General features: G+C 69.4%; 17 protein-coding genes and 2 pseudogenes. 15 read left to right on the forward strand and 4 right to left on the reverse strand.

Features of this window, described 5'->3' with window-relative positions:
- The first annotated feature begins 267 nt into the window (after nt 1–267).
- Nucleotides 268–1,620, forward strand: a complete 1,353-nt coding sequence (gene mgtE / locus STHE_RS10380) for a magnesium transporter (protein ID WP_012872538.1) — start codon at nt 268–270, stop codon at nt 1,618–1,620.
- 128 nt (nt 1,621–1,748) lie between these two features.
- Here the strand turns inward: mgtE and STHE_RS10385 are convergent, their stop codons facing one another.
- Nucleotides 1,749–2,393: a uracil-DNA glycosylase family protein gene (locus tag STHE_RS10385; protein WP_052295297.1), complete on the reverse strand. Its 645-nt coding sequence runs from the start codon at nt 2,391–2,393 to the stop codon at nt 1,749–1,751.
- A 118-nt stretch (nt 2,394–2,511) separates the two neighbouring features.
- Here STHE_RS10385 and STHE_RS10390 point away from each other — a divergent pair, with 118 nt between their 5' ends.
- From STHE_RS10390 to STHE_RS10400, 3 genes are all read left to right on the forward strand, one after another.
- Nucleotides 2,512–3,426 carry an HpcH/HpaI aldolase/citrate lyase family protein gene (locus tag STHE_RS10390; RefSeq protein WP_012872540.1) on the forward strand — a complete coding sequence of 305 codons (915 nt, stop codon included), beginning with the start codon at nt 2,512–2,514 and terminating at the stop codon, nt 3,424–3,426.
- A 210-nt stretch (nt 3,427–3,636) separates the two neighbouring features.
- On the forward strand, nt 3,637–4,245 hold the full coding sequence (locus tag STHE_RS10395) for a zinc ribbon domain-containing protein (protein ID WP_012872541.1): 609 nt from the start codon (nt 3,637–3,639) through the stop codon (nt 4,243–4,245).
- Nucleotides 4,246–4,429: 184 nt separating this feature from the next.
- A complete protein-coding gene (locus STHE_RS10400; RefSeq protein WP_012872542.1) occupies nt 4,430–4,906 on the forward strand; it encodes a DUF6194 family protein in 477 nt (158 codons plus the stop codon).
- Between the two features lie 380 nt (nt 4,907–5,286).
- Here STHE_RS10400 and STHE_RS10405 read toward each other — a convergent pair whose 3' ends face one another.
- Entirely contained in the window at nt 5,287–5,919 is a 633-nt protein-coding gene (locus STHE_RS10405; RefSeq protein WP_245534860.1) for a thioredoxin family protein, read from the reverse strand.
- A 73-nt stretch (nt 5,920–5,992) separates the two neighbouring features.
- Nucleotides 5,993–6,841, reverse strand: coding sequence for a TIGR03560 family F420-dependent LLM class oxidoreductase (locus tag STHE_RS10410; RefSeq protein ID WP_012872544.1), 849 nt, complete (start codon nt 6,839–6,841; stop codon nt 5,993–5,995).
- A gap of 426 nt (nt 6,842–7,267) precedes the next feature.
- On the opposite strand from STHE_RS10410, the gene STHE_RS10415 reads away from it, so the two are divergent.
- The 3 genes from STHE_RS10415 (at nt 7,268) to STHE_RS10425 (ending at nt 10,048) form a co-directional block, all read left to right on the forward strand.
- The gene (locus tag STHE_RS10415; RefSeq protein ID WP_012872545.1) at nt 7,268–8,527 is read left to right on the forward strand and encodes an MFS transporter; all 1,260 of its coding nucleotides are present in this window, start codon (nt 7,268–7,270) and stop codon (nt 8,525–8,527) included.
- Between the two features lie 32 nt (nt 8,528–8,559).
- A complete protein-coding gene (locus STHE_RS10420; protein ID WP_012872546.1) occupies nt 8,560–8,940 on the forward strand; it encodes a VOC family protein in 381 nt (126 codons plus the stop codon).
- 193 nt (nt 8,941–9,133) lie between these two features.
- On the forward strand, nt 9,134–10,048 hold the full coding sequence (locus STHE_RS10425) for an LLM class flavin-dependent oxidoreductase (protein WP_012872547.1): 915 nt from the start codon (nt 9,134–9,136) through the stop codon (nt 10,046–10,048).
- Between the two features lie 282 nt (nt 10,049–10,330).
- On the opposite strand, the gene STHE_RS10430 is transcribed toward STHE_RS10425, so the two are convergent.
- Nucleotides 10,331–10,987 (reverse strand): 50S ribosomal protein L25, encoded by a 657-nt coding sequence (locus tag STHE_RS10430; RefSeq protein WP_012872548.1) that lies wholly within the window; start codon nt 10,985–10,987, stop codon nt 10,331–10,333.
- A gap of 495 nt (nt 10,988–11,482) precedes the next feature.
- Here STHE_RS10430 and STHE_RS18020 point away from each other — a divergent pair, with 495 nt between their 5' ends.
- The 8 genes and pseudogenes from STHE_RS18020 to crtI all read left to right on the forward strand — a co-directional run bounded on the left by STHE_RS18020 (nt 11,483) and on the right by crtI (nt 18,161).
- Nucleotides 11,483–11,944 (forward strand): MarR family winged helix-turn-helix transcriptional regulator, encoded by a 462-nt coding sequence (locus tag STHE_RS18020; protein WP_169308191.1) that lies wholly within the window; start codon nt 11,483–11,485, stop codon nt 11,942–11,944.
- A gap of 256 nt (nt 11,945–12,200) precedes the next feature.
- Nucleotides 12,201–12,380, forward strand: a complete 180-nt coding sequence (locus STHE_RS10440; protein ID WP_041399018.1) for a hypothetical protein — start codon at nt 12,201–12,203, stop codon at nt 12,378–12,380.
- A 32-nt stretch (nt 12,381–12,412) separates the two neighbouring features.
- Nucleotides 12,413–13,158 (forward strand): annotated as a pseudogene (locus STHE_RS19440) (phytoene/squalene synthase family protein).
- Complete coding sequence (locus tag STHE_RS10455) at nt 13,139–13,954, forward strand: alpha/beta hydrolase (RefSeq protein WP_012872550.1); 816 nt, start codon at nt 13,139–13,141, stop codon at nt 13,952–13,954. The pseudogene STHE_RS19440 and the gene STHE_RS10455 overlap by 20 nt, the downstream one beginning before the upstream one ends.
- The gene (locus STHE_RS10460; RefSeq protein WP_012872551.1) at nt 13,951–15,105 is read left to right on the forward strand and encodes a glycosyltransferase family 2 protein; all 1,155 of its coding nucleotides are present in this window, start codon (nt 13,951–13,953) and stop codon (nt 15,103–15,105) included. The genes STHE_RS10455 and STHE_RS10460 overlap by 4 nt, the downstream gene beginning before the upstream one ends.
- 1 nt (nt 15,106) lies before the next feature.
- Nucleotides 15,107–16,639 carry a carotenoid biosynthesis protein gene (locus STHE_RS18025; protein WP_012872552.1) on the forward strand — a complete coding sequence of 511 codons (1,533 nt, stop codon included), beginning with the start codon at nt 15,107–15,109 and terminating at the stop codon, nt 16,637–16,639.
- A pseudogene (locus STHE_RS19565) lies at nt 16,636–16,971 on the forward strand (FAD-dependent oxidoreductase); the annotation flags it as partial. The gene STHE_RS18025 and the pseudogene STHE_RS19565, both read left to right, overlap by 4 nt.
- 68 nt (nt 16,972–17,039) lie before the next feature.
- On the forward strand, nt 17,040–18,161 hold the full coding sequence (crtI, locus tag STHE_RS19445) for a phytoene desaturase family protein (protein WP_425376003.1): 1,122 nt from the start codon (nt 17,040–17,042) through the stop codon (nt 18,159–18,161).
- Nucleotides 18,162–18,519 lie beyond the last annotated feature (358 nt).

The raw sequence follows: 18,519 nt of genomic DNA on the forward strand, positions 1-18,519 counted from the left end.
GCCTGGATGGGCGACGCCCCCAGGCAGCGCGGTGTCCGGGGACGTTGCCGCCAGGCCCGGTGACACGGCGCACCGATTGCGGCCACGGCAGGGGTTGCGGTCCTGCCCGGCGCCGCTCGCTCGCCACCTCGGGTATGCTCCGGTGCGTGCCCAGCTCCCGCCCCTGAGCCGCTCCGGCAGCTTGGCGTCGGCGCGCGCGCCCGCATCGAGGGAGGAAAGACCAGCCATCACGGGGGACGGCTCCCGCCACGGCGAAGGAGGGTCAGCGTGAGCCTGGATGAGCAGAAGCGATCCCCGGAGGCCACGCCCAGCGACGGCGAGACCGTTTCGCTGCTCGACCAACTCCGATACCTGGCGACCGAAGGCGACCTGGTGCCATACCTCCTCCAGGTGCCGCCCTCCCGCCTGGCCGCCATCGCCCGCGACCTCGGCGACGAGGTCTTCGGCGACCTGCTGGGAACCCTCGACCCGGCCGACGCGGCCGAGATCTTGAGCCGGCTGGCCGTGGCCGACGCCGCCGACGTGCTGGAGGCCATGGCCCCGGACGAGGCGGCCGACGTGATGGGCGAGATCGCGCCGGAGGCGGCCGACCGCATCCTGATCGAGATGGAGCCGGTCGAGGCCGCCGAGCTGCGCGACCTGCTCACCTACCCGCCCGACACGGCGGGCGGGCGCATGACCCCGGCCTTCGTCTCGATCGCACCGGACCTGCGCGCCGACCAGGCGGTCCTCGCGCTGCGACGACTGGCACAGGAGGCCGAGGGAGTCACCTACGTCTATGTCACCGACCCTCACGACCGGCTGCTCGGCGTCCTCTCGCTGCGCAACCTCGTCCTCAGCCCGCCCCACCGCCGGGTGGGCGACCTGATGGTCACCGACCTGGTGACCGTGCCGGCCATGGCCGATCAGGAGGAAGCGGCCCACCTCCTGACGGAGAACAACCTGCTCGCACTCCCGGTGGTCGACGACCAGCGGCGCCTGCTCGGGATCATCACCGCCGACGACGTGGCCGACATCCTCGCTCAGGAGGCCACTGAGGACATCACCCGGCTGGGTGCATCCGCACCGCTGGAGGAGCCATACCTACGCGTGTCGCCGGTCGAACTCTGGCGCAAGCGGATCGTCTGGCTCTTCGTCCTCTTCCTGGCCCAGGCATACACCGGCACCGTGATGCAGTTCTTCGAGGCCGAGTTGGCCGAGGTCATCGCCCTCTCCTTCTTCATCCCGCTCCTGATCGGCACCGGCGGGAACGCCGGATCCCAGGTCGTGATGACCCTGGTGCGCGCCATGACGCTCGGCGAGGTACGCTTCCGCGACCTGCCGCGCGTCGTCACCAAGGAGTTCGCGACCGGCCTGATGCTCGGGATCACCATGGCCGTCGCCACCTTCATCCGGGCGCTGATGCTGGACGTCGGCGTCGACGTCGGCATGGTCGTCGCCGCTGCGGTGACCGCGATCGTCGTCTGGGCCGCAGTGGTCGGTGCCATCCTCCCGATGGTCCTGCGCCAGCTCAAGGTCGACCCGACCGTGGTCTCGGCGCCGTTCATCTCCACCCTCGTCGACGGCACCGGCCTCCTCATCTACTTCACCATCGCCCGCATGGTGCTGCGGTTAGGGTGATGCGTGATGCGTCATGCGTTCCCCTCACTCGCGGCCCCTCTCGGACGGAGCCCATCAGGGGAGAGGGGATGGATACGCAATACGCACTACGAGTGACGTATGACGCATGACGTATGACGCATCACTCCCTATAACCCCCGCTCACGCCGGATGGCATCGAGGAGAGTGAGGGCGCGGTCGAGCAGTGCGCGGTGGGCGGGGACGTTGAGCCAGTGGCTGACGCCGGAGGGGTGCGGGAGCGGCACGACCACGGCGGTGCCGTGGGTGAACGACTGCCCGACGAGTTGGGCGAGCGGGCGGTTGCCCACGAAGTAGGTCGATGCGAGCCTGCCCAGCGCCAGGATCACCTCCGGCTGCACCAGCGCGATCTCTCCCTCCAGGTGGGGGCGACAGAGTGCGATCTCCCGGGCCGACGGAGCGCGGTCGCCCTTGCCGGAGCGGCTCGGACCGGGGAAGCACTTGGTCAGCGAGGTGAGGTAGCAGCGCTCGTGCAGCGCGTCCTCAGGGAAGCCCGCCTGGGCTAGCCAGCGGCGGAGCGTCCGCCCGCTGGCGCCGGAGTAGGGGATCGGGTTCTCCTCCCGGTGCTCCGCCGGGGCCTGCCCGATCACCATAATGCGCTGCCCGGTGTGGCCGCGGAAGACTGGCCGTGATTCGGGGATGAACCCGGCGGCGACACATGCGGTGCAGGCCCGGATGGCCGCCTGGTGCGCTTCCAGCCGGCGTTGCCGGTCCTCGACCGTGATCCGCAGATCCTCCGCGACTCGGTGCGCCATTGCCTCCCCTGTCCGCTCGTTCTCGGCGCCCATTCTATCGACCGGGGACCGTGGTATGCTGCCGCCGACCATGGGAGCGCGGCGCGCGAGATCGACGGCGCAGGGAGGGAGCAACGGTATGGCGGTGCAGCGGAGTGTGCTGGCGGTGCCGGGGAACAACTGGCGCATGATCGAGAAGGCGATTGCCTCCGACGCCGACGTCATCTTCCTCGATCTGGAAGACGCCGTCGCCCCGGACGCCAAAGCGGCCGGGCGGGAGACGGTCATCCGTGCGCTGACCGAGCTCGACTGGGGGCGGAAGCCGCGCGTCTTCCGCATCAACGCGCTCGACACCCCCTTCTGCTACCGTGACGTAATCGAGGTGGTGGAGGCGGCAGGGGACCGACTCAACCGGATCATCGTGCCCAAGGTCAACCGCCCGGAGGACGTAGCCTTCGTCGACACGCTCCTGACACAGATCGAGGCAAACCGCGGCCTCGACCGGATGATCGGCCTCGAAGTGCAGATCGAGACGGCCGAGGGGGTGCTCAACTGTGCCGACATCGCCGCCGCCAGCCCGCGCATCACCGCGCTCATCTACGGCCCCGGCGACTACAGCGCCTCGGTGCGAATGCCCTCCACTGCCATCGGCACCCTCGACGAATGGGACGCGGCCTACCCCGGTCACCGCTACCAGTACGTCATGCACCACCTGCTCGTGGCCGCCCGCGCGGCGGGGGTGCTGGTGATCGACGGCCCCTACGCCGACTTCCGCGACCCCGACGGCTGCCGCCGCTCGGCCATGCTCAGCCGGGCGATGGGCTACGACGGCAAGTGGTGCATCCACCCGAGCCAGATCCCGATCGTCAACGAGGTCTTCTCTCCCACCCCGGACGAGATCGCCTGGGCCCGGCGCGTGGTCGAGGAGTACGACGCCGCCACCCGCGAAGGGCGCGGCGCCATCGCCATCGACGGCCGGATGATCGACGCCGCCAGCATCCGCATGGCACAAACCACCCTCGACCTCGCCCGCGCCGCGGGGATGCTGGAGTAAGCAGCGCCAGCCTTCAGCCGGCGTTCGCCTCTACGCCCAAAGCAGCAGCTCGCGGTGCTGCGACAGTGACCGTCCCCGCGCGGGAGCCGGCACGATGCCGGCACCCACGGGGCGTCATCTTGACATACTGGCGGATCAGCGCGTATCGTCCAGAGTGCGCCCGGTGGCGATCCGACATCACGCGTCAGCCGGGCGTAAGGGCGTGGGCAGGTGGACGAGACCAAGAGCCTCCAACGGATCGACACACCCGACGACGGGGACGTGCAATACCACGAGTACAGCCCCCGAGTGATCGGTGGGCTGATCCTGGCCTACGTGCTGGCGTGGGCTCCCTTCGTGGCAGGCATCAACCTGTTGGAGGACGTCGGGGGGCTCCTCATCATTGGCGTCCTCGTGACCACGCTCGTGCTCGACGGGCGCGGAGTCCTCTCTCTGCGCGGACGGATCGGGGGCGGGCGTCCGCCGGGTTGCCTGGCGATCGGGCTCGCGATTGTCTTCTTTCCCTTCTTGTTTTTCTGGTTGATCCCCTACCTGGCAATCGCTGCGCAAGATACGCGCGCCGCCCAGTCGCGCCGGGCACTCGAGCGCCAACAGCGCATCGCTGAGCTGGAGGCCAGGCTCGGGTTGCTGCCGGAATCGGCGGGCACCTGCCCGGCATGCGAAAAGCCCCTGCAGTCGGGGGCGGCGTACTGCGCCTACTGCGGGGAACCGGTCACCACGCCCCTGCGCCTCTGTCCCGCCTGCGGCACCCGGACCTTCCCTGACGCAAGCTGGTGCCCCTCCTGCGGCCACCCGCTGCCGCCCATCGAGGCGGGATAGGCCGCCAGCACGCGCCCACGACAGAACGCGAGCACTTGCAACGTGCTCGCGAATCCCACGCGGCGAGCCGGTCACGAACGTTCGACACCGAGCCACACCGGTCTGTTCCACAACCGACGACGGTGGCGCACGTTTAGTGAGACGTGGCTACCTCGGGTCCCAACCAACGACTTGGAGGCCGACCATGGACCAGGAGGCGATCATCCAGTACATCACGGACACGTTCGCGGGTGTTGACGTCCTGAGACCAAGCGACGGGCCCGGTGCGGGGGACACGTTCATCTATTACGACCCCGATGGCGATCTCGATCGGACGCGTGAGCTCCCGTTCGCCACGATCGTCACCAAGAACCACACCGGTTTCGATGAGTCCTCGCGCCTGGACCGCCCCGGTGTCTTCCGGCTCAACATCGGCGTGCGCCGAGACACCTTTCGCGCGCTCTTCGGGGATCCGCCCAGCGGAGCCGATGCGCCGAGCACTGACTATGACTACGCGGCCCTCGACCGGCTGATGCCCCACCCGATCTACGCATCGCAATGGTGGGTGTGCTTGCTCAATCCCAGCCCGGAGACGTTCGAAGCCGTCAAGCCCTTGCTGGCCGACGCCTACGACCGGGTCGCCACCCGGCACGCTCGCACGCAGGCCCGGCGTGATGAGTGAACAACAACTATTGCGGGAGGCCCGTGCCTGGGCTGCTGGAGTTGGACTCATCGCAGGGGTCTACGCGGTCCGCACGTGCCCGGGGGTAAACCCCGGGCTGATAAGGCGAAGCCCGCTGAAGGGGCTGGGGTCACGACGCCCGACGGGATGCTGGATCGGCTCCACCCGCGGGTGTACAAGAGAGCCCCTTCAGTGGGCTTTTCATGTTCAGCCCGGCGGCTTTAGCCCCGGGCACGTGCCGGGCGGTGGGAACCTGACGCCGGGCTATGAGCCCTGCTCCACCCCAGCCGGCTTTCGTTGTTAGCCCGGGGGCGAACCCCCGGGCAAGCACCACACACGACGCGCACTCACGTGCTCGCCGTATTCGTTGGCGTCCCCTGTCACGCCACGCGCTCGGACCGGGCGCGCTGGATGAGGGCGGCGAGGTCTTCGAGGAGGTAGCGCGCGAAGCGGTCCTGCTGGCCGACGCGCCAGCGGGCGATGTTGGCCTTCACGGCGGCACGGGTTTCCTCGGGCATGCGGTCAACCGTGCGGTTGATTCCGGGCAGGTGGGGGTTCGCCAGCTGGAAGCGGCGCGTCTCGGCCGCGATCTCCTCGGTGGCACGCTCGGGCCGCTCCACCAGTACGCCGAGGACGTTGAGATCCTTGTCCATGACGATCAGGACCGGGATCGCCAGGTACCCGTCCTTGCGCGGGTAGAGGGCGTTGAGGTCGCGGTGCTGATCCCGGCGGAGGATGCGCACCTCGACGGTCGGTACCTCGCGCGCGAGCCGGGCGATGACCGGGATGAACTGCGCCGAGTCCCCACACCAGTCCTCGGTCAGAACGAGGATTCGCAGCGGTTCCCGGCCGAAGACCTCGCGATCGGTCGCGGTAATCTCCGTCCGCTCGATATTCTCCAGATACCGCTCGCGGTTCTGCTCCATCCGGGCGATGTAGTCGTCGACGCTCGTGGCCTGGGGCCAACGCTCGGCTGCCAGCATGGCTCGCTCCTCAACCTGTGTCGTGCTCACTGGGGATGCTCATGGACATCTCCCCCACTAATGAGCAACGCTGCGGCACGCGGCGTATTCCCCCGGGGACGCCTCAGCCCATGCGGCGAATCTCCGGGATCACCTCCAGAGCGCAGCGCCGCAGCGTCTCGTAGTGCTCCTCGGGCGGCATCGGGAAGATGAAGTCGGTGAACCCGGCCTGGCGGTACGTCAGCACGACGTCCCGGAAGTGATCGACCGAGGTGAAGGGGTGGCGCCAGGTGTAGACCGACAGGCGAACCTCGTCCGGGTTCCGCCCGACACTCCGCGCCGCCTCGCGGAACCGCTGCACTGCCGCCTCGGCCTCCTCCGGTTCGAGCCGGGTGTTCCAGATGTCGGCGTAGCGCGCGACCAGGCGCAGCATCCTCGGCCGGAACGCACCGATGACGATCGGGATGTGCGGCTGCTGCAGCGACTTGGGCTCGAAGGGTGCATTCTCCAGGCGGTAGTAGCGGCCGTGGAAGGTGGTACGCTCCTGGGTCATCAGGCTGCGGATGACCTGCAGCGCTTCCTCCAGCATCTCGACGCGTTCGTTGACCGACGGGAAGTGGAAGGAGTACGCCTCGTGCTCCCGCTCCAACCATCCGGCGCCGATGCCGAGTTCGATCCGGCCGTTAGACGCATGGTCGATGGTCACGGCTTGCTTCGCCAGCAGCGCCGGGTTGCGGTAGGTGTTCCCGCTCACCATCACGCCGAAGCGTAGCCGCCGGGTCAGCATACAGAGCGAGGCAATCAGGGACCATGCCTCGAAGTACGGCGACCCCTCATCGTCGGGTGGCAGGAAGTGGTCGACCACCCAGACGGTGTCGAAGCCGAGCGACTCGACCATTTGCCACTGCTGTGCCAGCTCCGGAAACGGCCGCCGGTTGCCAGTACCGATGCCAAAACGAAGCGGAAACTCCATCGATCTCCTCCACTCACCGTCGGCGGCCGGCCGCGTCACGCGACCGTCCCCACGGTCACGGTTCTCGCACGCCTTGCGCGCGGGCGCTAGGGTCGCTGGTTCCACCCATCAGAAAATCGCACGACCACCAGTGTACATCAATCGTAGGAGCGCCCCGCCAGGAGCGCCGGCATCCTGCCGGCCTTTGTGCTTACGATCACCAGGCGGTCACGTCGTCGGCCGACGAGGCTGGTGACGCGCCGGGCACGGAGTCGGCACGATGCCGGCACTCCCATCAAAGTATTGTCATGACAACCGTACAAGCGCGGCGGTGCGTTATACTCCTCCGCACGTGCAATTGGCGATGGTTCAGCCCGGGTCGGGCGGGGTTCGCGGCGCACATTCTGCGGCTGCGATGGCCCATCAGTGGAGAGACGGGGGAGCGGCATGGCGTCACCAGCGACCGGCACGCGGAGGAACAGCAGCCTGCTGCGCTGGGGGATCGTCGTCGCGGCGACCGCCATCCTGGCTGTCGCCTCCGGCGGCCGATTCCTGATCGGCGTGGTGTTCGATCAGGTACGTGAGGGCTTCTCCCTCTCCCACGGCGACCTCGGCCTGGTCGTCTCCCTCAGCATCCTGGTGATCGGCACGACCCAGCCCGCGGTCGGCTGGCTGGTCGACCGGCTGCAGGCGCGATTCGTGGCAGCCGGGGGACTGGCCCTGCTGGCGATCGGCCTCATCATCACCGGGCGGGCGAGCAGCGTCTGGGAGCTGGTCATCGGCTACTGCGTCTTCGTGGCCCTTGGGCTCGCCGCCGTGTCGCCGGTCACCGTGACGCCGCTGGTGGCGAGCTGGTTCGTCAAGCGGCGGGCGACGGCGCTCTCGATCGTGAACGCGGGCGGCTCGGTGGGGCAGTTGGCCATCGTCCCCGGGCTGACGGTGCTGGTCGTCGCGGTCGGGTGGCGCGACGCCTACGTGCTCCTGGGCGCGGGGCTGTTCCTGGTCGGCGTGCCGATGATCCTCTGGCTCTTGCGCGAGCGAGAGGGGGAAGCTGCGGCCGACATGGCGCAGGTGGGCTGCTCGGTGCGCACTGCATTGTCACACCGGTCGTTCTGGGAGCTGAGCTTCGGCTTCTTCGTCTGCGGCTTCACGATGGCCTGGCTCATGAACTACTTTGTCGACTACTCCCTGGATCAGGGAATCAGCCGGGAGACAGCCGGGTTCGGGCTCTCGCTCGTCGGTGGGGCGAGCATCCTCGGCACCTTGATCACCGGCCGGTGGGCCGACCGGCGCGGCAGCGTGGTTCCGCTTTCTGTGGTCTATGCACTGCGCGGCCTGGGATTCGCCGGGCTGTTGCTGGCCGGAAGCAACGTGCCGCTGGTCCTCCTGGCGCTGGCGGTCACCGGCTTTTCCTGGAGCTCGACTGTGCCGCTGACCTCCGCGCTCTGCGCCGACATCTACGGCCGACGCGCGCTCGGCACGATCTTCGGGCTCATGTTCGCGATCATGCCCATCGGCTCGGCCGTCGGCTCGGCGCTGGCCGGAGAACTGCGCGACCTGACGGGGAACTACACCGTCTCGCTGTTGGCCAACGTCGCCGCCGGGCTGCTTGCGGCCGCGGTCACCCTGCTCGTCCAGGCGCGGCCGATCTTCGCCCGGACCGAGGCACCCACCGCTGAGCAGCCGGCCCCGGTGATCGCCGACTGAGCGGCACCGCCCCGCACCGAGAGGAGGAGCCCGTGATCACCGGCGTTGGCAGCATCCCCGTCCCGGTCACCGACCTCGACCGCGCGCTCCGTTTCTACCGGGACACGCTCGGCTTCGTCGTGCGGGAGGATCGGCGGATGCCGGACGGCATGCGCCGGGTGGCAGTCGCACCGGCGGGTGCGGGGCCAGACGTGACGCTGACCCTGGCCCCGGCCGCAAACGACCTCCCGCCCATCACCGGGGTCGCACTCCTCACCAACGACATCCACCGCACATACGTGACGCTGCGCGAACGCGGTGTCGAGTTCGACGACGAGCCATGCATGCAGGACTGGGGCGACTGGGAAGCGGAGTTCCGCGACCCCGACGGCAACCGCTTCCGCCTCGTCCAGCGCTCTCGGCGTCCCCACTAGCACCCACTCCCAGGCAGGTAACCGGCGTGCATGCCTCCCCTCTCCCAAAGTTGGGAGAGGGATCGGGGGTGAGAGCCGCTCGCACCGCTCCCTGCGCCGCGCTGCCGTTGCAGGAATACGTCAACCGGCATGACCGTTGCGGGGTGATGCAGGGCATGATTGGCCCGTCCGCGCGATTCTGAGGAGTGCATCCGTGACCGATCGTCTCTCCCCGCAGTTCGGCCTCAATATCCACCCCGGCGTTGAGGATCCCGATGAGCCGTTTCGCCGCGCCCGGATCGCCGACGCGGCCGGGATCGACCTGATCACCATTCAGGACCACCCCTATGTGGCGACCCACTACGACACATGGACGCTGCTGACCGCACTGGCGTTTACGACGACGCGGGTCCGGCTCGGGACGAACGTCTCGCCCCTGCCGCTCCGGCCACCGGCAATCCTGGCCAAGGCGGCGGCCTCGCTCGATATGTTGAGCGGGGGGCGGGTCGAGCTCGGGATCGGCGCAGGGGGCTACCCGGTCGGGTTGCGGGCCTTCGGCGCGGATGTGCTGGAGCGCGCCGAGATCGTGGCGGCGTTCGAGGAGGGGATCCGCGTCATCCGCGGGCTCTGGACCAGCGAGCGCGGGTTCACATTCGACGGCGAGCACTACCGCACGCGGGGCGCGCGCTTCGGCCCTAGTCCGACACGACCGATCCCGATCTGGGTGGGAGCCGCCCGGCCGCGGATGCTGCGCCTTGCCGGGCGCCTGGCAGACGGGATTCTGGTGACCAATACGTTCGCGTCCGTCGAGGATCTGCCGCGGATCAACCGCTGGGTGGACGAAGGCGCGGCCGAGGCTGGGCGCCCGCCGGAGTCGATCCGCCGGGGCTACAACGTGATGGGGGCAATCGACCTCGCCGACCGCCCGAACCGCTCAGACGAGATCCAGGCTGACACGCTCGTGTTCCCCGCCGCGGGATGGGTTGAGTATCTGATCCGGCTGGGACGCGAGTATCGGATCGACACGTTCATCTTCTGGCCGCTGGGCGAGCATCAGGTCGAGCAGGCAGCCGTCTTCGCTGCCGAGGTCGTGCCGCCCGTCCGCGCCGCCCTAGCGAGCGGTGGATAGGCGGGAAGGCACCCGGATGCGGCGTGTGGTCTGGGCCCGGGGCTGAAGCCACCGGGCCCCAAAACACCGCGCGGGAACCTCACACCACCCGTTCCGGATCCTGACCACGGGGTTGGAGATCTTGCACGAACCGTCCCGGGTACGGACGGCGGCGCGGGATCGCTGGCACCACCCATCCCGGGTATGCGTCACCATCCCGCGCCATACGAAAGCGGCGGCCGAAGCCGCCGCAGTCCAATGCAATCCCAAGCGCGTTCCAGCCCTGAGTTGCCGGATGACCGGCTACTCCTCCTCGACCGGCTCGGCACCCTCGGCCAGTGCAGCCGGCTGGTCGCCCAGCTCCTCGGCGAGCGCCTCCTCGGCCTCCGGCGCGGCAACCTCGGCCACCACCGGCGCCGCCACCTGCACGACCACCTCGTCGCCGGGGGTCAGAATCTCGCAGCCCTCTGGAACCTGCAGATCGGACACATGGATCGCGCGGTTCTCGTTGGTCAGCCCGGAGATGTCGACCTCGATCTGCGAAGGGATGTTCTCCGGCAGCGCCCGGATCTCAACATCCTGTCGCCCGTAGGTGAGCACGCCGTCCACCGACGCGGGCAACTCACCCACGACGTTGATCGCCACGCTGACGACGGTCGGCTCGTTCAGGTTAGGCGCGTAGAAGTCAACGTGCAGCAACTCCTTGCCCAGGGAGTCCCGATCGACCCCACGGATGAAGACCGTATGGGTCGTGCCATCCAGATCGAGGTCGACCAGCGTGGTTGGACCGACGTTCCGGTACAACCGGTCGAACTCCTTGCCGTCGATGGCGACAGGGCGGGGAGTTTCCACCGCGGGCCCATAGATGACACCCGGCAGCAAGCCCTGACGCCGGAGCTGTCGTACCTTCTTACCGAGCACGGCACGCTGCTGTGCCTGTAGCTGAGGATGCGTCGCCACGATTACTCTCCCTACTTCGCAGCACCGGCCACTCGTTTCGGTTACGATCCGGCGCTTCTTGCTCCTGCGCATGTAGCCTAGCACCCGGAGCCGGGTCCGAGCAAAGCCACGTCACCCTGTACGCAATCTCAGCCCACCATTCGGCATGCCGTTAGTACAGAAGTCGAGCGTACTTCGGCACCCTTCTTTTGTTGACTCGAGACTAGACAAACGCGCACGAATGACAGAGAATACTGCTAGGGCATCGGAAGGCTCTATGCAAAGATTGGTGACGATCTGCTAGGCCTATCGATCACGGGCTGATCACCCTATATGATCAGGACCTGTCACCGATAGCCTAGTAGTAAACACCATTGCTATACTGGGAATTGGTGTTTAGGCAGAGGGTTGAGGGGGTTCGTCAACCTCAGTGGAGCGCTTGCCAGAGTGGAACTGAACCGGGGCGCGTGCCCCGGCAGTCACGAATGGCAGGAAGGGACGAGGGATACCATGAGCATGCCGGTCTTGACGGACAATGGCCATTCCGAGGAGGAGAGCGACGAACTGGTAGAACTTCTCCGCAGGATGCTCGCGCAGTTGCAGCCGGGCCCGGAGCGCCTGGCGACTGACTGGCCGAACTTGACGATGCAGCAACTTCGGGTGCTGCGGATCTTGTATGCCGAGGGACCAACCCGCGTTTCGGTGCTAGCCCGGCGGCTCCGCGTGTCGACGCCGACCGTCACCGGCATCCTCGACCGCCTCGTGCGCCAGCGGCTGGCCTACCGCACCGACGACCCACGCGACCGCCGCGTGGTCCTCAACGCACTCACCCCCGAGGGCGAAGAGGTCATTGCGAGCCTTCACCCGCTTGAGGAGGATCGGCTCCGAGCGGCGGTGGCAACGCTGGACCCAGCCACCCGCCGTGCGCTGGCGAACAGCCTGACGAGCCTGCTGGAGGGGATGACCGCGCGCACCTAGCCGGTCACGACTGGGCGCGCGGCCGAGCCGCGCGCCAGCCCCCAAGCTCTCACCGATCGCCTAAACCAATCCATTCCTCTGCCCAGACGGCCGTCCGTCACGCTGGACGCGTCGCCGCGATGACGTGTGCCCTGCACGCCGCTTTCCCGAGTGGCAGAGCGGTTCGCCACCCCCGCGTGCCCTGCGTTTGGCACCTCGCTTGCGTTGACGTCCGGACAAATATGCGTGCGTCGCACTCGACTCAGCGGAGGATACCGTGCAGTGTCCACGCTCACGGCAATCGATCCGCGGCTCGCCCCCTGATCTGGTGGCGGCGGAAGCGCTCCTGCAGCACCACGCACGGACCTTCGCCTTCGCCGCCCGCTTCCTGCGGCCGGAGCGTCGCCAGTCCGTGGTCGTGCTCTACGCTTCTCCCGGACGCTGGATGATCTGGTAGACGAGCGGGATGGCACGGCGGCCGTCGAGCCGGTGAGGGCCGAACTCGATGCCTGGCGGGACTGGCTGTTGGCGGGGCAGACGGGCCGCGCGCCGCGTGAGCCGCTCGGCAGCCTCCTGGCCGGGGTGATCGACAAGCATCGCATCCCGGTCCACTACCTCACCGACCTCGTCGACGGCCTCGCCTCGGACCTGATCCCGCGTGAGTTCACGTCCTTTTCCCAGCTTCACCATTACTGCTACCAGGTGGCCTCGACTGTCGGGCTCGCGATGGCCCACGTGCTCGACGCGACCCGGCCCGAAGCGCTCGCGGCCGCGGCGGACTTGGGCGTGGCCATGCAGTTGACCGCGACATCGGCGCCGACCTCGGCCGCGGCCGCGTCTACCTGCCGCTCGATGAACTCCTCGCGGCCGGCTCATCGCCTGAGGCGCTCGCGCGGCTCGTCGCCGATGGGCGTGGCCCCGACGAGCCGCTGCGCCAGGTGATCCGGCTCCAGATCGACCGCGCCCGCGTCTACTACGCCCGCGGGCTGGCCGGAGTCTGGCTCTTGCCGCCGGACTGTCGCCTCCCGATCCTCATCGCCGGACGGCTCTACCGGCGCATCCTCGACGTCATCGAGCGGAACGACTACGACACACTGCGGCAGCGTGCCGTGACGACACGCCGGGAGAAGCTGCGCGAGGCAGCCATCGCGATCATGCTCGTGCGGCTGTGGCGGGATGGGGAGAACCTGCTGCCCCAACCAGGGGAGCCGACCGGTGCGCTGGTTCGACGCTGAGGAACATCAGCCGTTCCATTTCGAGTCGGGCGCGGCTGGGGCGCTGCTGATCCACGGCTTCATGGGCACCCCGGCGGAGATGCGCCCACTCGGGCACGCCCTGGCTGAGGCCGGCATCTCCGCGCACGGTGTGCTCCTGCCCGGCTTCGGTCCCGACATCGAGCGGTTGGAGGCGATGCGCGCCCGCGACTGGATCCAGGCCGCGGCCAGCGCCTGGGAGGAGGTTCGCAAGAAGCACAGCCCGGCGTCGCTGATCGGCTTCTCGATGGGCGGTGCCGTCGCCCTCCACCTCGCCGCGGAGAATCCGCCCGACCGGCTGGTGCTCCTCGCGCCGCTGTGGCGGCTCCTCTCCGGAGACTGGCGCGTACGCCTGCTTCCGCTGGCCCGGTACGTCATGCGGCCGCTGCGCCCCTTCGAGGCCGCCGACTTCCAGAACCCGGAGGTGCGCACGTTCTTCGCTGAAGCCATGCCGGGCGTTGACCTGGACGACCCCGCGGTGCAGCACGCCCTGCGCAACGAGGTTCACCTCTCGCCGGTGACCCTCGATGAGCTGCGCCGGGTCGCCAGCGGAGCCGGACGCGCCGCCGAGCGCGTCACCGTACCCACGCTGGTGATCCAGGGCACCGATGACCGCACGGTCACCCCGGCCGACACCCGGCGGCTCGCGGCACGCCTGAACGGCAGCACCGCGTTGCGGGAGGTCCCGGCCGGCCACCAGATCGTGCGGCCGGAGGAAAAGGCGTGGCCCACCGTCCGCGACCTCGTCGTCCGCTTCACGCTCGGAGGTGCGCCGTGACCGCCCGGCTGCTCTGGAGCCTCCTCACCCTGGCACAGGCGGCGCTCGGCACCCGTGTCCTGCTGCGCCTGCTCGACACCGCCGGGGGGAACCGCGTGGCGCCTTGTCCACACTACTCGGCCACGGCACCGGGCAGCGTCGCGGTGGTCGTGCCGGTACTGAATGAAGTGGCGCGCCTCGGCCCCTGCCTGGACGGGCTGACCGCCCAGGGTCCCGAGGTCGGCGAGATCGTAGTGGTTGACGGTGGCTCGACCGACGGCACCCAGGCACTGGTCGCCACCTATGCCGCGCGCGACGCCCGGGTGCGGTTGGTCGACGCCGGACCGATCCCACCCGGCTGGAACGGCAAGGCATGGGGACTCGAGGTCGGAGCCAGGGAAGCCAACCCCACCGCGCCGTGGCTGCTCACCATCGACGCCGACGTGCGCCCGGCACCCAGGCTGGCGGCCGCGCTCCTGGCTCACACCGCCATCGAGGGAGTCGCGGCCCTCAGCGTCGCCACACGGCAGGAGCTATCGGGTCCAGCCGAGGGGTTGATCCACCCGGCGCTGCTCGCGACGCTCGTCTACCGCTTCGGCATCCCCGGCCATGCGACCGATCAGGTCGACCGCGTGCAGGCGAACGGTCAGTGCTTCCTTTTACGGCGCGATGTCCTGGCCCGTGCCGGGGGCTTCGCCGTCGTCCGGGACTCACGCTGTGAGGACGTGAGGCTCGCCCGCGCGCTGGCGGCCTCCGGCACCGCGGTCGGGTTCTACGAGGCGGGCGACCTGGCGCGGGTGCAGATGTACGCGAGTGCGGGCGAGGCCTGGCGCAACTGGCCGCGGTCGCTCCCTCTGCGCGACCGCTTCGCCGGCTGGGGCGCCACCCTGCTGGGGCTGGCCGAGGTCACCCTGGTCCAGGCCCTGCCGCTACCCCTGCTCATGCTGCGCCTGCTCACCGGTCAGCGCGGCCCGGCAACCGCGGTCAACGCCGTGCTGGCCGCGACCCGGGTCGGCGTGCTGGCCGGCATGGCACGCGCCTACCGATGCCCGCCCTGGACCTACTGGCTCTCGCCCCTGAGCGACGTGCCGGTAGCCCTCCGGCTCTGCGCCAGCGCGCTGCAGCGTCGGCACGTCTGGCGCGGTCGCCCGCTCGTCGATGGAGGAGGTTGACGTGACGGCAGCACGGACCCTGTTCTTCGCCCACCTCGGGGCGCTCATCTTCGCCCTGGGCGGCCTCCTGATCGCCCTGCCACACCCCGAGCTATGGGCCGGCAGCGCCCAGGCCGCGAAGGTCTTCGCCTTCGGGATGCGCCACGGCGGTGCGCTGCACATCGTCCTCGGCGCTGCCGCCATGCTCGCCTTCGGTCTTCGCTACCTCGGCGCCTGGCGCACGCTCACCTTCTTCGCGCTCGCCACTACGCTCTCCCTCGGGATGGAACTGCTCGGCACCGGCACCGGCTGGCCCTTCGGCGCGTACAGCTACACCAGCGGGCTGGGGATGAAGGTGCTCGGGCGGGTGCCCTACACCATCCCGCTCTCCTGGTTCTTCGTCGGTCTGGCCGCCTACCTGCTCGCCAGCGCCATCGTGGCCCGGCTCAGCGTCCGCCGCTCGGCGCTCAGCGCGGTGCTCCTTGGCGTCTGGTTCCTCACCGTCTGGGACCTGGTGCTCGACCCGGCCATGGCTCACCCGTCGCTCCCGATGCAGTTCTGGGTCTGGCACGCGACTGGGCCCTACTTCGGGATGCCGCTGCAGAACTTCGTGGGCTGGTCCGTGACCGGCCTCCTCTTCATGGGCCTCAGCCGCCTGCTCTGGCGGCGCAACGCCAGTCCGGATGAGTTCCCGGCCTGGCTCCCCTTCGGGATCTACACCGCCAACATCATCTTCGCCCTGGCGCTGAGCCTGAGCGTGGGGCTGTGGGAGCCGGCCGTGGCGGCCGTCCTCCTGGGCGTGCTCCCGGCAACGCTGGCGCTGGGGAGGACGACGTCTCCGGCCGCGACCGCGATCCGCCTCGGCAGCCGCGCCATCGCCGGGCGGCGACTCCGACTCACCGTCGAGGGTTTGGAGCACATTCCGGCCAGCGGCCCAGCCCTGATCGCCGCTCGCCACTATCACCACCTCTACGACGGCTGCGCCCTCATCACCACGCTGCCCCGCCCGGTCCACATCCTGGTCGCGCTCGACTGGGTGGACCGCCCCATCGTCCGCCGGGTGATGGAGCGCGCCTGCGCCGCGGCCCGCTGGCCGATCGTGCTCCGTGGCGACGCCCTGACACGCCCCGGCGCCCGCACGGCCTACAGCCCGGCCGAGCGCCGTCGCTACCTGCACCGCGCGGTGACGGAGACGGTCGACCTGCTGCGCGCGGGCGAGGTCGTCGTGGTCTTCCCCGAGGCCTACCCTAACGTTGACCCGACCTACACTCCCAAGACGGCGGACGGCTTCCTCCCCTTCCGCCCCGGCTTTGCCGCGCTCGCGGCCCTGGCCGAGCGCGACGGCCATCTACCGGTCCCGATCATCCCGGCTGGGCTGGCATACCGCCCCGGCGACCGCTGGGAGCTGACGCTCCGCTTCGGCCCGCCCCTCTTCATCGACGACTGGCCCGACCGGGCGGCGCTGGTGGCCGCCGTAGAGCAGCAGGTGCGCGACCTGTCGCGCCCGGCCCCCGCGTACCGCCCGGCCGTCGCGGGCGAGGTCTTGCAGCCATGAGCGACCCGCAGGCAACGCGCGTCGTCGTCATCGGCGGCGGCTTCGGCGGTCTGGCCGCCGCGATCCGCCTGCAAGCCGCCGGGTACGCCGTGACCCTGGTCGAGGCACGCCCGCGCCTCGGCGGCCGCGCCTCCCAGCATCGCGAGGCGGGCTTCACCTTCGACATGGGCCCGACCCTCATCACCGCCCCGGAGCTCCTCGACGACCTCTGGGCCGCTGCCGGTCGCTCCCGTGCGGCCGACCTGCCCCTGGTGCCGCTCCGCCCCTTCTACCGGCTCCTCTTCCCGGACGGCAGCCAGTTCGACTACGGGGCCGGGCCGGAGGCGGACGAGGAGCAGATCGCCCGCTTCGACCCGCGCGACGTGACCGCTACCGCACCTTCCTCGCCGCGTCGGAGCGCATCTACGCCCGCGCTTTCGCCGACCTGGCCGGCGAGCCGTTCCTGTCGCCCGGATCCTTCGCCCGCGTCCTCCCGGAGCTGTTGCGCCTCGGCGCGGCTCAGAGCGTCTATCGCTTCACCTCGCGCCACTTCCACGATCCGCGTCTCCGCGCCGTCTTCTCCTTCCACCCGCTCTTCATCGGCGGGAACCCGTTCCGCGCCAGCGCCATCTACGGCATCGTTCCCTACCTGGAGCGCCAGCAGGGGGTCCACTTCGCCATGGGCGGGATGTACACGCTGGTCGAGGCGATGGAGCGCCTGCTGTGTGACCTCGGCGCCGAGGTGCGCTGCGGCACGCCGGTGGAGGAGATTATCGTCACCGACGGCCGCGCCGCCGGGGTCCGCCTTGCCGGCGGCGAGACCATCCCCGCAGCCGCCGTGGTCGCCAACAGCGACGTCGCCACCACCTACCGGGAGCTGATCCCACCCGCCCACCGCCCCCGGCGCACGCTCGCTCGTCTGGCGCGCTTCCGCTACTCGATGAGCTGCTTCCTTCTCTACCTTGGCCTAAACCGCACATACCCGCAGCTCCACCACCACACCGTCCTGATGCCTGCCCACTACCGCGAGCACATTCGCGCCATCTTCGACGGCCACGGCCTCCCCGACGACCTGGCCCTCTACCTCCACACACCGACGCGCACCGACCCGACCATGGCCCCGCCCGGCGGGGAGAGCCTCTACGCCCTGGCGCCGGTCCCGCACCTGGGCCACGGCATCGACTGGAACCACGCCGGCGACATGCTCCGCGACCGGATCATCCGGGCACTGGAAGAGCAGGTCGGACTGGACGACCTGGAATCGAGCATCGTGATCGAGCGGCGCTTCACCCCGGTCGACTTCGCGACGGACCTCCGGAGCCACCTCGGCGCCGCCTTCTCGATCGAGCCGACCCTGCTCCAATCGGCCTACTTCCGCCCACACAACCGCTCGCGCGACCTCCCCGGCCTCTACCTCGTCGGCGCCGGCACCCACCCTGGCGCCGGCCTTCCCGGCGTACTCCTCTCCGCCAAGATCACCAGCCGCCTGGTCCAGGAGGATCTCCGTTCAGTGAGGGCGCGTGTGTACAGCAAAGCCGTGTGACGGGCGCGCGGAGTCTGTCTCGGGCACGATCACCGTTGGTGTACGTGGCCGAGGCTGGCAGCCGCGAGGATTTCCGGCGGTCGGCGCGTGCCCGGGGCTAAAGCTGCCGGGCTGAATACAGGGTAAGCCCACGAAAGGGGCTGCGATACTCACATCCAGGCGTATACGAACCGGCCTCCTACCGAACGCAGCGTCCCCAGCCCCTTCAGTGGGCTTTCTATATTCAGCCCGGGGGTTTACCCCCGGGCACCAACCGGGCGGTGGACACCTCCCACCTGGGTGTTATCCCTGGTCTGCCCCAGCCCGCTTTAGCGGGCTTTTTTGTCAGCCCGGCGCCTTTAGGCCCGGGCACATGCCA

The sequence above is a fragment of the Sphaerobacter thermophilus DSM 20745 genome (assembly GCF_000024985.1).
Taxonomy (GTDB): Bacteria; Chloroflexota; Chloroflexia; order Thermomicrobiales; family Thermomicrobiaceae; genus Sphaerobacter; species Sphaerobacter thermophilus.